This window comes from Treponema denticola (assembly GCF_024181645.1).
GTDB classification, from domain to species: domain Bacteria; phylum Spirochaetota; class Spirochaetia; order Treponematales; family Treponemataceae; genus Treponema_B; species Treponema_B denticola_A.
The window spans coordinates 1941050-1954534 of the sequence record NZ_CP058624.1 but is presented as its reverse complement, the minus strand read 5'-3'; the positions used below and the strand labels follow the sequence as shown (position 1 = coordinate 1954534).

The following is a 13485-nucleotide window of genomic DNA, read 5'->3' as shown; positions in this document are numbered from 1 at the left end:
AAAATTGAATAATTTATTGTTCATCTATGAGATAATAAAAATAAAATTTCGTCGAATGATTAAAAAAATTAATATGAAAAAATTAATAATCAGCCTTATAATATTTATTTTTGTTTCCGTGTTTGTTGTAATAGCTCTTAATGTATCGAAAAAAAATGATATAATATCAGGTTTTATTTCTGCCGAAAAAATGAAGGCCGACTATGAATATTTTTGGGATTTTATTTATAAGGGCTATCCTTTTACCGAAGTATGTGAACGCAAGGGAGCGGATTTAGAACAAATAAAACAGTCAGGATATAGATATTTAACGGACCCTATGATGCAATACGGGCATTATTTTTTTTATAAAGACTTATGTCGAAAAATTACGGGAAATAGATATATAGGTCATCTTTATCCTTCCGATTATTTTGATTATTATTTTAATTATGAAAAGATATTTAAAAATGATTCCGCTGATACTTCATTAATTAAGAAGCGGGCTTTGATAGATAACTTTTATTTTCATATATATCAAGTAGAGGTTCTTAGTGATAAAAATATCGGCAGTTTTAGTAATAGAAATTCTTCATTAATAGGAACTCGTAAATATTCAAAGCCGTTTATACAGATTATTGAGACCGATCATATTGCATATATAGAAATCAAATCTTTTCTTACAACGAAAGCAGAAGAAAAACAAGAGTATCTAAAAGCCTTGGAAGATTTTTTTATTGAGACTGCAAATTATAAACACATAATAATAGATATACAAAATAACGGAGGCGGACATTCTGAAAATTACGAACAAATAATATCTCCCAATATAAATAAAGAGATAAATATAATTTCTTACGGACTTTATAACGAAAATAAATATACGAATACTTATTTGGATATGTTTTTTAAAAATTATAAATCAGAAAAAATAAATCGGCATGAAGTTCCTTATATAGAAAATTGCAGTACTGTAAAAAACGATAAGGCCTATAGATTGGAAGAAATAATTGCAGCCCGTTCTATTAACGGATACAAGCCTTGTGAAGATAAAAAATTTTGGCTTCTTGTAGATAGCGGCGTATATTCGGAAGCGGACCGGTTTGCTTATGTCTGTAAAAAGATCGGCTTTGCAACAGTTGTCGGCACTAATACGGGCGGTGCCGGAACAAACGGTAAATCGCCTATGTACATCGTTCTTCCCAACAGCGGCTTACTAATAAAGTTTGATTTTATGTACGGCTTAACCGAAGACGGTTATTGCACGGATGAAACAGGTACTGCTCCAGATATTTATAATCTCCCCGGCAAAAGCGCCCTTGGAACTTGCTTGGAAATTATAAGAAAATTAGGGGAAAAGACGAATTAGGGGAGAGGACAAACTTTTGATGGAGCAAAAGTTTTTCTTCTCCCCTATAACCCCTCATCTTTTCAAAACGCCATTTAAGAGGGGAACATTTTTTAGCCCCCCTCTTAAAAATCTCCCCTAATATAGCGGTATGGATTGTCATTAAGACAAACCTGCGGTTTTTCTTAATAATCTTTTCCCGTTGCGTTCGCTGCGGTTTATTCGTGCGGAGGGTTTAATACCCCGACGCTTTGCGTCGTAACAAAGGGTATTAAAGCCGATTGCAACCACCTTATAGAACATACAATGCGAAACATTGAGCATTGTACACCGATGCTCTGTGTCGGGGTTGTTGATTAAAAATAAAAAAAATAAATAAAAATATAAAAAATATTATAAATATTTGTAAAAAGTACTTGACAAATAAATAAAGTATACTATACTTAACATAATACTAAATGTAAGTTTAGGTGTAGGAGCCTAAACAAAGGAGTTTTTATGAATAATTTATTGAACAATGGGTTTCAACCTGTGTCTGAAACGTAGATGGTAATGGTTGATGGAGGACGTAACTGGGGCATAGATTTGTCTGATAACGTAAAAGAAGGATTTGGTTATAGACCTCCTCTTGGTTTTTCATACAAAAGAAAATCTGTAGAATGCTATGCTGATCTCGGTGTGTCTTTTGATTTTAATGAACGAGGTTCAAAAAAAGGCAGTATCTATACTCAAGATTTTGGTTTTGGTCGTGGTAATCTTGATAGAGTAACATTTGGAGTTAGAATAAAGCTCTAAATATTTGTACTCATTCCCCCATGGATAAGTAAATAGGTGTTTATTTTATCATGGGGGCTTGGATTAAGTAGTTTGAAATGAGATGATGAAATGTATAAGAAATATTTATTACTTATTTTTTTTATTTTTGTAAATATTTTAGGCTTTGCTTCGGAAATAACCGTAATTCCTTTTTACTATGATACTGAAAGACAGGCTATTTTTATTTATGCGGAACTTGGGAAGAAAAAAGGTTATTTTACTTTTGATACTGGTTCGGATATGTCGATGATCTTTGACAATGAGGTTAACTATAGTGGTTTTACAGTTTCTCAAAAAAATAGAAATATCTGGATAGGAAATATGGATTTGACTATGAATATGTATTCATCGTCAAATATAACGCTTGCAGGTAATTTATTGTCGGGTAGGTATAATTTTACTGTTACTAATAATCCGCTTATAATAGACAATTTTTCTGCGGGTATAGCAGGTATTTTGGGGATGGATATATTTCATGGAAAAATATTTGAAATTTCAATGACCGACTCAGTTATACGTATTTATGATAAAATACCTAATTATTATGAAAATAAGTTACCGATTCTATCTGAAACTTATGAAGATTTAAGACTGTATATTCCTGTAAAAATTAATGGAAATACATACAAAGCCTTGATCGATACAGGAGCTTCTTTTTCATTCGGTTTATCTCAAAATATTGTGTTGGATAAGGGAGAAAATTCTGTTAAGGTATATATCTCAAAAGCTTATTCGGCCCCTTACAATAGAGATTTTAAGCTAGTGCGTAAAAATAGTGTTGAGATTATGGGGATAGCTTTAAATGATAAGATATTTAAAACGCATACTCATGATGAAGTAAAAAATGAAGGTATTATTGGAACTCAATTTTTGGCACGATTTGATATGCTGATTGATTTACGAAATGAACATAAATTTATGCTATATTATAAGCAAAACTTGCCTAGTGAATATTTTAGTTTATTTATAAATGGAGATATGGAAGTAAATGGTATTATTAATGCAAATATTAATGGTGTAAATTTAGAAATACTTGAAATACTTGAAAATTCTCCTGCATGGATTGCAGGCCTTAGAGCAGGGACATTGATAACTCATCTAAATTCAAAACCCGTATTATCATATACGATAGATTCTATCAGAACTTTGCTGCTTGGGAAAAACTTATTGAAGGTTACTTTCATCGATTCCAATGGTAAAGAGAAGACGGTTAAAATAAAGCCTAGAAAGATGTTGTAAAATCTTAGGGGAGAGGACAAACTTTTGATGGAGCAAAAGTTTTTACCGTTTAATTTAACTGCGAAAATCCGTCTTATTGCATAATTCTTAAAATTTTAGTATGGTTTTGGAAAATACTTGTAAATAGGAAGTATGATAAACAGTTCGGCAGGAATTCAGCCTTAATGTTTATCTTCAAATTTTATTCTTGTGGAGAAACTATGAAAAAATATTTTTTATATCTAAAAAAAAGCTTAAAATGGTCGATACCAACTCTTGTTCTAATTCCGTTCATACATTATTTATTTGTAAATTCTTGGTATGACTGGATTTGGTTTGCTTTTGCAATTCCCATATTTATACTACTCGGCGGTCCGTTGTATGTAGTTGCAAGAGAAAGACTGTTTTAGTTTTTCTTCAAGTGGAACATCTACAGATATCACTTATAAAACTGGAAATACAACTTTATCTTAAAAACTTGATTTTAGAAATATTTTAAAAATTATAATTTTATGTAAAAAATTTATGTAAAAAATACTTGACATATTGCAAAAGTATGGTACACTTAAAGTAAGGTCTTTTTAAAAGATTTGAGGTAATTCGTATTCCAATCAGTAAGGTAATATGATTCAATGAAAGGACTGCACGGCCTTCTAGGCTGTGTAGTCTTTCTATAGGTATAATAAAATGAAAAAGAAAAAACTAATACTTAAAGCCTTTGGAGCTTTTCTTATATTATTATTTATTGTAATGTCTATTTTTATCTCAAAAAAACGTGATACAATATCAGGTTTTATTTCTGCCGAAGAAATGAAAGCTGATTATGAATATTTTTGGGATTTTATTTATAACGGGTACCCTTTTACTGAAGTATGTGAACGCAAAGGAATTGATTTAGAACAAATAAGACAGACAGGATATAGGTATTTATCGGATCCCATGATGCAGCATGGATATTATTCTTTCTATGGTGATTTATGCAGAAAAATTACAGGAAACAGATATATAGGCCATCTTTATCCTTCAGATTATTTTGATTATAAGAAAATATTTAAGCAGACTATAGCTCAGTTTCCATTGCGTGAACAAAAAACTTTGATAGATAATTTTTATGCTTCAATGCCTAAAACAGGTGCTTTTGCCGGTAAAAAAGATATGCTATATGCAGATGATTTTAAAAATATAAATCCTCCGTTGATGAGTGATCGTAAGTACTCAAAACCATACACAAAAATAATAGATACTGATTATATTGCATACATAAAAATCAATTCTTTTCTTATAACTGAGGTAGAGGATCGTCAAGAATATCTAAAAGTCTTGGAAGATTTTTTTATTGAAACGGCAAATTATAAACACATAATAATAGACATACAAAATAATGGAGGCGGGTATACCTGTAACTATGAAGCAATAATATCTCCTAATATAAAGAAAGATATGAATATAGTTTCTTACGGACTTTATAGCGAAAATAAATATACGAATCCTTATTTGGAAATGTTTTTTAAAGATTATAGGGATATAACAAAAATAGAAAAGCATGAAATTACGAATATAGAAAACTGCGGTACCGTAAAAAATGATAAGGCTTATAAATTGGAAGATGTAATTGAACCTCAGTCTATTAACGGATACAAGCCTTGTGAAGATAAAAAATTTTGGCTGCTTATAAGCAGTGATGTATATTCAGGAGCTGACCGTTTTGCTTATGTCTGTAAAAAAATCGGCTTTGCAACAGTTGTCGGGACTAATACGGGAGGTTCCGGAACAAACGGTAAATCGCCTATGTACATCGTTCTTCCCAACAGCGGCTTACTGATAAAGTTTGATTTTATGTACGGCCTAACCGAAGACGGATACTGTACTGATGAAACAGGTACTGCTCCTGATATTTATAATCTTCCCGGCAAAAGTGCCCTTGGAACCTGCTTGGAAATTATAAAAAATTTAGGGGAAAAGACAAATTAGGGGAGAGGACAAACTTTTGATGGAGCAAAAGTTTTTCTTCTCCCCTGATTTAGAGGTATGGATTGTCATTAAGACAAACCTACGGTTTTTCTTAATAATCTTTTCCCTTGGTGTTCCTTGCGGTTATTAAAAATAAATAAAATTGTAAATTTATGTAAAGAAAATACTATAAATTTTCCTTGACAAATAAGCAGGGCTGCTCTATACTTATAAGTGAAGCCGTAACAGTGTCATCACTTGTTAGGAGTACTATTTTATGCCATATAACAAAAAGAAGGTTTTAGCTGTTTTTTATTGGTTTATATCGATTATAATTGAAGCCTTTATTGCATTTTTTATTCTTGATCTTATATATGTATATGTTTTTATGTATAAAGAAGAATACTGGTATATAATTCTGGCTATTGGGTATACGGTACTGGGCATTGCAATCATAACATTTAAACGGTTTAAAGAAAACAAAAATCTTTTACAATTTAAACCTTTTAAGTTTTTTACGGTTATAAAGATATACTTTATTGATATCATTATAACTACACTTATAGCATGGATTTTTCGTGGTTTCGGTAATTTTAAAAATATGATAGAAAGTTCGGTTATTTATTTTTTAAACAGATTTACGGGAAAAGAAAGCTTTACCGTCCGTACCATATTTAATACTAATTTTATATACAAGCCATTAATTATTTATGAATTTGTAACGGCTCTTATCATAGCACCGATATATGAAGAACTTATATTTAGGGGAGTAATCTATGATGATACAAAAAAATTATTTAATGCAAAAATTGCCGCTCTTGTTTCTTCAATACTATTCGGCTTAATACATTTATATGGAGGCTATGCACAAGTGATTGGAACCATTGTAAGCGGTTTACTATCAGCTTATTGTTATGAAAAAACAAAATCGCTTTATGCATGTATCTTTCTCCATTCTTTACACAATTTTATAGCCGTTGTTATGCGTAGATTATTAAATTGGCAAACATATGTTATACTTATCCTTATTTTTACGCCTGCCTGTGTAATTATGCTTATTGCCGAAGGGATTAGGTATTTCGGCAGAAGAAAGGCACTCATTATAAAGGAATGATTTTATGCCATATAACAAAAAGAAGATTTTAACCGTTTTTTATTGGTTTATATCGATTATAATTGAAGCTTTTACCGCATATTTTATTATTGAGATTATATATGTAGATGTACTTATGTATAAGGAAGAATATTGGTATATACTCAAGACTCTTGTATATACGGTACTTGGTATTGCAATCATAACCTTTAAACGGTATAAAGAAAATAAAAATCTTTTACAATTTAAGCCTTTTAAGTTTTCTACGGTTATAAAAGTATACTTGATTGATATCATTATAACTACACTTATAGCATGGGTTTTATTCAGCGGTTTTAATTATTTTAAGAACACTATACAAAGCTCGGTTATTTATTTTTTAAATAGATTTACGGGAAAAGAGAGTTTTACCGTCCGTACTATATTTAATACCTATTTTATATACAAGCCATTTGTTATTCAGAGATTTATAATGACTCTTACCATAGTACCTATATATGAAGAACTTATATTTAGGAGAGTAATCTATTATGATACAAAAAAATTATTTAATGCAAAAATAGCCGCTCTTGTTTCTGCGGTATTATTCGGCTTGATACATTTACATGGAAGCTATATACAGATTACTGTAACAATGGTGGGAGGTTTACTATCAGCCTATTGTTATGAAAAGACACAATCTCTTTATGCATGTATCTTACTCCATTCTATACATAATTTGATGAGTGGTGTTATATATATATTATTAGACTGGCGCGCATATGTTATGCTTACTCTTATTTGTATGCTTGCCGGTGTAATTATGCTTATTGCCGAAGGGATTAGGTATTTCGGCAGAAGAAAGGCACTCATTATAAGGGAATGATTTTATGCCGTATAACAAAAATAGGAAAATAACGAAAGTTGTTCAATCTAAAAAAATTATCACAAAAAAAATATTAGCTATGAGTGTATTGATTTATATTTTTTGCTGTGCTGATTTGCTTTTTGCTTTCGATTTTGCTCCCTCGTGGGATTTTGGACACATCAACATTGCAGGAAGTTTTTCAAAAGATTCACAAATCCTATATGGTTCTGGAACTTTATTTGATATAAACCTATCAGATGCTGACACAGGGTTAGCATTTTTTTTCTCGCCTTTAGAAGTAGAATCAAATCAACAATTAGGGAAAACCAATCTGTTTTTTATAAATGCTGAATTTTCATATAACATATTTAATAATCTATATAAAATATTTCGCTTAGCACTGTTTGCTAGAATAAATTGGCTTACAGAATCTAATACTTATAAATTACGAAAAATCCGTCTTATTGCATAATTCTTAAAATTTTAGTATACTTTGTTGTTGATTTTATGCGGCAAAGGACTAAGATGTATGCAAGATGTTCAGGCTAAAAAAATAATTCCTTTTTTTACTCCTTCCTTTTCTGAAGAAGAAGAAAAAGCCTTGATGAGGGTGCTCCGCTCCGGATGGCTTACTACGGGGAAGGAAACCCTTGAGTTTGAAAAAGAATTTGCTTCCTTTACGGGAAGTAAGACAGCCCTTGCCGTCAACTCGGCTTCAAGCGGACTCATGCTTGCAATGGATGCCTGCGGTATAAAGAGTGGAACTAAAATCTTGACAAGTCCCTATACCTTTATTTCTACGGCAACTTCTGCCATGCACTTAGGCGGCGATGTGGTTTATGCCGATATCGAGAAAGATTCTTACAGTATAGACCCTGAAAAAATCGAAACTATATTAAAAAAAGATAAGAACGTAAAGGCCATTGTTCCGATTCATATTGCGGGAAATGTTTGTAATATGAAGGCGATAAATGACCTTGCAAAAAAATATTCCGTTGCCGTGATAGAAGATGCGGCTCATGCTTTTCCTTCAAAGACTAAAGAAGGTTATGCCGGAACTCTCGGCACCTGCGGCGTTTTTTCTTTTTATGCGACAAAGACGATTACGACAGGCGAGGGCGGAATGATTTGTACCAACGATGAGAAAATTGCAGAGCGTATAAAACTTATGCGTTCTCACGGTATAAACCGCACAATCTGGGACAGGTACACCGACACAAAGGCTTCATGGAAGTACGATGTTACGGCTGAGGGCTGGAAGTGTAACCTGCCCGATATTCTTTCTGCAATAGGAAGGGTGCAGCTTAAAAAGGCTCAAACTTTTTTTGAGCAGCGTAAAAAAATTGCAGAAAAATATAATACCGCATTTGCAGGTAACGATTCTTTTATTCTTCCTCCCGATGGAGAAGGAAATGCCTGGCATCTTTATATTTTACGGTTGAACCTTGAAGCTTTAAAAATAGGAAGAGATGAGTTCGGTCAAGCCTTACAAGAAAGAGGCTTGGGTATTTCGATGCACTTTATACCTCATTTTAAAATGTCTTATATAAAAGAAAGATACGGTTTAAATAGTTCCGATTTTCCGGAATCGAATAAAAAATATTTGCAAAGTTTAAGTTTGCCCTTCTATCCTTCAATGAGCGAAGGTGATGCCGATTATGTCATCGAAACGGTAATTAAACTTGCGAAATTGAATAGGCGTTAATTTATGGATAAAACTTTTGTTTCAGATTTGGAATTTGAAAATCAGGAATGGGCATGTCTTATACGTTCTTCTGATGCAGATGCTAAAATTATAGATATAGAAATTCCCGATTTGCCTGAAGGCTTTTCTTTTTTTTCTGCAAAGGATATTGTCGGGAAAAATTCAATCAGCTTTTTAAAAACAGAAATCCCTGTTTTTGCCGATGAAAAAATAGAATATGCAGGCCAAGCTGTAGGGATTTTGACAGGCCCCGATAAAAAAAAGCTTTTAGAGCTTTCAAATCTTTTTCAAATTAAAACCCAGTATCTTTCACGTCCTAAGGCTCAATTTACTTTTGAAGAAGAAGAAAAAAATTATTTTGACTATCCTATAGTTTCTAGGGAAAGTTTAAGTTCGGGAAATGCTGAAGAGGTTTTTGAAAAAAGTTCACAAGTAGTTTATTCTACTTTTTCTTTTAAGCAAAGATATCATTATCATGCGGAAACAGCTTGCGTTAAAACAAACTGGGTTGATGACAGGCTTGAAATTCATCTTGCAACTCAATGGCCTTATCAGGTTTTAACTTCCGTTTGTAATGTTTTAGATGTACCTAAAGAAAAGATAAATGTAGTTTCACATGCAGAAGCCGAATCTCTTGACGGAAGAATTTGGTTTCCTGCTTTACTTGCTGCACAAGTTTCTATAGCATCGTTTTTAACAAAAAAAAATATAGTAATTGAATTTTCACGGCAAGAAGATTTTTTATATACGGCAAAGGCTCCTATCGTTATAATTCAGCATAAAACTTCCGTTTCAGAATTGGGAAAAATTACGGCTATGGATGTTTCGATAATTGTGGATGCAGGTTCATTTAATCCTTTTATAACTCAAATGCTTAAACAAATGACCGTAACTGCTGCCGGTATTTATCATTTGCCCGTTTATATGATTAGTGCTGTTGCAATAAAGACTGAAAAAGGTTTGACGGGTTTATTTTCAGGTTGGGGGGATTCTTATGTAAGCTCTGCATTGGAAAAACATATCAGTGAAATAGTAGAACAGCTGGATTTATGTCCGATTCAATTTAGACTTCAAAATAATTTAAAAGTAGGTCAAAAAACAATTACTGGAATAAAAAAAGAAGAAGATTTTGTTTTTGAAAATATCTTAAAGGCTGTTTGTAACACCAGCGATTTTTATAGAAAATTTTATGCTTATAGATTGATGAATAAGAGCCGTAAAGACCGTTATGACGGAAATTGGAGGGGCATAGGAGTTGCCGTAGGCTGCCAATATAACGGTTTACATATTCTTGTAAAATCCGGTATGAATTATAGTGCAGAAATAACTTTAACAAAAGACGATAAGGTGTTGGTCAAGGCAGACCCCACCTCGGAGGGCTTAAAGCGTATTTTAAAAAAACAGATTGCAAAAGAATTGGAAGTTGAAGACAGCCAAATTGTTTTTTTAGGCGCTTCAACCGATGAGATGATCCCTACAGGAGCTGCAACAGCCTCTTGCGGTATCAGTATTTTGCCAGGCCTTATTGAAAAATGTTGTACGGGAATAAAAAACCAAAGGTTTAGAAAGCCTCTTCCAATTACAGTAAGTAAAACCTACAAACTGCCGCGTTCTAAAGATTGGGATAACGAAACTTTAACGGGTAATCCTTTTATTTCGGAAACTCCCGGGGCTTGTGTTATTGAGCTTGAACTTGATCCTAGTACCTATCAAATTATTGTAAGAGGTATTTGGTTTGCATGTGATCCCGGAAAAATATATTCAAAAAAAATGGTGCATAGAAATATTCATAAGACAATTGCAAATGCAGTTTCAAGTATTTCCGTAGAAGACATTAGAGAAAATAATTTGCTTCCTTCCAATTATAAAATAATTACAACAGGAGCGATTCCTCCTATAAGAGATTTTATTTTAGACAGCGAATTAAAAACTCGAGGCTTGGGAGAGTTAGCAGAAAGCCTTGTTCCTGCAGCGTATATTTCTGCACTTAACCAAATTATGATTAACCACAAGCGAATCGATTTTTTACCTGTTTTTACTGAAGATATTTTTAATGCCGTTACAAAAAGTGAGACTATAGATGAAGATTAGTTTTAATTTAAATAAAACCGCAGTTCAGATTGATGCTCCTGCAAATGAAAGACTTTTATCGGTGCTAAGAAGAGAGTTTAATCTTCTAAGCTTAAAAAGTTCATGCTTAAGCGGTCAGTGCGGAGCTTGTACCGTTTTAATGGACGATAAACCCGTGCCTGCATGTTTTATTCCAGTTTTTAATGTTGAAGGGAAAAACATAATAACCTTGGAATATTTTAAAACAACAGAAGAATATAAAATAATTGCGACAGGCTTTGATCAAGCCGGCGTTGAAATGTGCGGCTTTTGCGATGCAGGGAAAATATTTTTTACATATGCAATTTTAAATTCCAATATAGATATTGATGCTCCCGATGCTGAAGACAATATAAGAAAATATTATTCGAGTACAATGTGCCGGTGTACAAGCTTTGAAGATTTATTTTCGGCTATTGAAAAAATAAGTAAAAATCAACGGAGAAAATAGAACTTATGACTGAATTAACTAAAAATAGCATTGTCTATAGAGCCCGCCATATGCAGGAAATGCAGACTATCTTAAAAAATATTTCAAATATAAAACCTATTGCCGGTGCAACAGGTTTTTTAAACCATCAGACCGATGAAATGATCTATTTACCTGAACATATTTTGGATTTAAATTTTTTACCTGAATTAAAAGTTATTTCAAAAACCGAGCGCTATTTCGAATTCGGTGCTGCCGTTACATTAAATGAAATTTTGGATTTGGGTAAAAAAAATATTCCGCCTTCCTTATATTATGCTGTAGAAAAAATAGCGAACAATGCCATACGCTCTCTTGCAACGATAGGCGGCAACATAGCAACGGCAAATCCTCTTTCAGGAACCTTTTTGCCTATGCTAGCTCTTGATGCAAAATTGGAAATCAGAACAGCTGAAAATATTGAATGGGTACCATTTGCAAAATACATTGATAAAAGCTATGCCGAAAAGAGAGAAGAAAAATATATTATCAGCCGAATTAGAATTCCCAATGAAACATGGACAAAAAGTTTTTATACAAGGATTGGTACTCCGGGATATATAGGAAGTGATACGGCTTCATTTTTATTTTTAATTCTCATTCAAAAAAATATATTATCCGATATGAGGTTGTTTTTTGCATCGGATAAACTTATAAGAAATAAGGAATTCGATAACTTGCTTTTAGGAAGGTCTTTGCCTCTTTCTCAATCTGAAGTTCCTGTGATTATGCAAAAAGCAAAACAGATTTTTACTCCTGAACAATTTTCTTCGGAGTTTCACAATTCTTGTTTTTATAATTTACTTGAAGATAATTTATACAATCTGACTTAAAGCGTTTTAAATATTATCTGCGGTATATTTTTCTATTTTATTTCCGGACTTGCAAGCTATTTCATATAAGCACATATCCATAACTATGTTTTGAAGACTTGTGCCTAAAGACCGTAACTCTAAATCCGTTTCCGATAAAAGAGCGATTATTTTTACGCACTGGACCTCATTCCAAAGCTTTGCAGCTCTTTTGTATTGTGCTAATGCTGTTTTTCCCGAAAACCCGAAACGCTTCAAAGCAAAATCATCCAGGTATTCATTATCTCTATGTATTTTGTGCCAGTCTTGTAAGCGTCTAAAACAATAGCTTAATCCTGCAATAATTTGAACCGGTGAAGAATTTTTTGAAAGTATTATCTTTTGGCTTATGGACAAGGCTGTTTCAAGGCTTCCCATTGTTAAGGCATTAAAAAGGCTGAATGGAGTTTCTTCTTTATTGTGTGCAAAAAGTTTTTCGATATTCTCTTGATCGATATGTGAGCCTTTTTGAAAATAGAGCACCAAATGAGAGCAGGCCGTTTTTAAAGCATCGGTATTGTTTTCAACTAATTCCAAAAGCTCATCAACTGCTTCATCTTCAATCTCAATGCCCTCTCTAAAAAGAAATGAACGCACCCATTCTTGTTTTTTGTTTTCAAAAAGCTCCCAAAATATTTTTTGCTGAGTTTTAGGAACGGTATCGCTTATTTTTTTTGCAACGGATGTTTCATCGGAAATTAAAATTAAAAAAGAATCGCTTGTGTTTTCTTTCTTTGAAACCGATTGAATCCAGTCGGTAAGTAAATCAATGTCCTCTTTCTTTTTGATAAGCTCTGCGGATTTTAATATAATGAGTTTTGCAGAAGAAAAAAGAGATGCATTTTGTAAAAGAGAAATTACATCTCCCATGCCGGTATCTCCTGCATAGACAGTATGCGTTTCAATATCACCGTATTGTTTTGAAAGAGTTTTTGATACCGTATCAACAGCTGTATTTCTTTCTCCGATTTCAGGCCCCATAAAAAGCCAAACAGGATTTGCCAATTGTTTCTCCTTAAAAAAACATGTTTACAAATATCAGGGAACCTCTAAAAACTTCAGTTTTTAGAGATGCCCATCAGTATACAATAAATATAGAA

General features: G+C 32.6%; 13 protein-coding genes. 12 read left to right on the top strand and 1 reads right to left on the bottom strand.

Annotation, left to right across the window (positions count from 1 at the left end):
- The first annotated feature begins 4 nt into the window (after positions 1-4).
- From HO345_RS09100 to HO345_RS09045, 12 genes are all read left to right on the top strand, one after another.
- Positions 5-1348 (top strand): S41 family peptidase, encoded by a 1344-nt coding sequence (locus tag HO345_RS09100; RefSeq protein ID WP_253682617.1) that lies wholly within the window; start codon positions 5-7, stop codon positions 1346-1348.
- A gap of 531 nt (positions 1349-1879) precedes the next feature.
- Entirely contained in the window at positions 1880-2122 is a 243-nt protein-coding gene (locus HO345_RS09095) for a hypothetical protein (RefSeq protein ID WP_253682616.1), read from the top strand.
- 90 nt (positions 2123-2212) lie between these two features.
- A complete protein-coding gene (locus HO345_RS09090; protein ID WP_253682615.1) occupies positions 2213-3382 on the top strand; it encodes a PDZ domain-containing protein in 1170 nt (389 codons plus the stop codon).
- A gap of 200 nt (positions 3383-3582) precedes the next feature.
- Positions 3583-3771 (top strand): hypothetical protein, encoded by a 189-nt coding sequence (locus HO345_RS09085; RefSeq protein WP_253682614.1) that lies wholly within the window; start codon positions 3583-3585, stop codon positions 3769-3771.
- 277 nt (positions 3772-4048) lie between these two features.
- Positions 4049-5332: a S41 family peptidase gene (locus HO345_RS09080; RefSeq protein WP_253682613.1), complete on the top strand. Its 1284-nt coding sequence runs from the start codon at positions 4049-4051 to the stop codon at positions 5330-5332.
- Between the two features lie 256 nt (positions 5333-5588).
- On the top strand, positions 5589-6425 hold the full coding sequence (locus HO345_RS09075; protein ID WP_253682612.1) for a CPBP family intramembrane glutamic endopeptidase: 837 nt from the start codon (positions 5589-5591) through the stop codon (positions 6423-6425).
- Positions 6426-6429: 4 nt separating this feature from the next.
- Entirely contained in the window at positions 6430-7269 is an 840-nt protein-coding gene (locus tag HO345_RS09070) for a CPBP family intramembrane glutamic endopeptidase (protein ID WP_253682611.1), read from the top strand.
- 4 nt (positions 7270-7273) lie between these two features.
- Positions 7274-7723: a hypothetical protein gene (locus HO345_RS09065; RefSeq protein ID WP_253682610.1), complete on the top strand. Its 450-nt coding sequence runs from the start codon at positions 7274-7276 to the stop codon at positions 7721-7723.
- 57 nt (positions 7724-7780) lie between these two features.
- Positions 7781-8956, top strand: a complete 1176-nt coding sequence (locus tag HO345_RS09060; protein ID WP_253682609.1) for a DegT/DnrJ/EryC1/StrS family aminotransferase — start codon at positions 7781-7783, stop codon at positions 8954-8956.
- Positions 8957-8959: 3 nt separating this feature from the next.
- The gene (locus HO345_RS09055; RefSeq protein WP_253682608.1) at positions 8960-11047 is read left to right on the top strand and encodes a xanthine dehydrogenase family protein molybdopterin-binding subunit; all 2088 of its coding nucleotides are present in this window, start codon (positions 8960-8962) and stop codon (positions 11045-11047) included.
- Positions 11037-11516: a (2Fe-2S)-binding protein gene (locus HO345_RS09050; RefSeq protein WP_253682607.1), complete on the top strand. Its 480-nt coding sequence runs from the start codon at positions 11037-11039 to the stop codon at positions 11514-11516. The genes HO345_RS09055 and HO345_RS09050 overlap by 11 nt, the downstream gene beginning before the upstream one ends.
- 5 nt (positions 11517-11521) lie before the next feature.
- A complete protein-coding gene (locus HO345_RS09045; protein ID WP_253682606.1) occupies positions 11522-12367 on the top strand; it encodes an FAD binding domain-containing protein in 846 nt (281 codons plus the stop codon).
- 6 nt (positions 12368-12373) lie between these two features.
- Here HO345_RS09045 and holA read toward each other — a convergent pair whose 3' ends face one another.
- On the bottom strand, positions 12374-13390 hold the full coding sequence (gene holA / locus HO345_RS09040) for a DNA polymerase III subunit delta (protein WP_253682605.1): 1017 nt from the start codon (positions 13388-13390) through the stop codon (positions 12374-12376).
- Between the last annotated feature and the right edge of the window lie 95 nt (positions 13391-13485).

Excerpts from the sequence above, each read along its gene's own strand:
- HO345_RS09095 (WP_253682616.1), top strand. The coding sequence starts at position 1,880 with ATGGTTGATGGAGGACGTAACTGGGGCATAGATTTGTCTGATAACGTA.
- HO345_RS09090 (WP_253682615.1), top strand. The coding sequence starts at position 2,213 with ATGTATAAGAAATATTTATTACTTATTTTTTTTATTTTTGTAAATATT.
- HO345_RS09085 (WP_253682614.1), top strand. The coding sequence starts at position 3,583 with ATGAAAAAATATTTTTTATATCTAAAAAAAAGCTTAAAATGGTCGATA.
- HO345_RS09080 (WP_253682613.1), top strand. The coding sequence starts at position 4,049 with ATGAAAAAGAAAAAACTAATACTTAAAGCCTTTGGAGCTTTTCTTATA.
- HO345_RS09075 (WP_253682612.1), top strand. The coding sequence starts at position 5,589 with ATGCCATATAACAAAAAGAAGGTTTTAGCTGTTTTTTATTGGTTTATA.
- HO345_RS09070 (WP_253682611.1), top strand. The coding sequence starts at position 6,430 with ATGCCATATAACAAAAAGAAGATTTTAACCGTTTTTTATTGGTTTATA.
- HO345_RS09065 (WP_253682610.1), top strand. The coding sequence starts at position 7,274 with ATGCCGTATAACAAAAATAGGAAAATAACGAAAGTTGTTCAATCTAAA.
- HO345_RS09060 (WP_253682609.1), top strand. The coding sequence starts at position 7,781 with ATGCAAGATGTTCAGGCTAAAAAAATAATTCCTTTTTTTACTCCTTCC.
- HO345_RS09055 (WP_253682608.1), top strand. The coding sequence starts at position 8,960 with ATGGATAAAACTTTTGTTTCAGATTTGGAATTTGAAAATCAGGAATGG.
- HO345_RS09050 (WP_253682607.1), top strand. The coding sequence starts at position 11,037 with ATGAAGATTAGTTTTAATTTAAATAAAACCGCAGTTCAGATTGATGCT.
- HO345_RS09045 (WP_253682606.1), top strand. The coding sequence starts at position 11,522 with ATGACTGAATTAACTAAAAATAGCATTGTCTATAGAGCCCGCCATATG.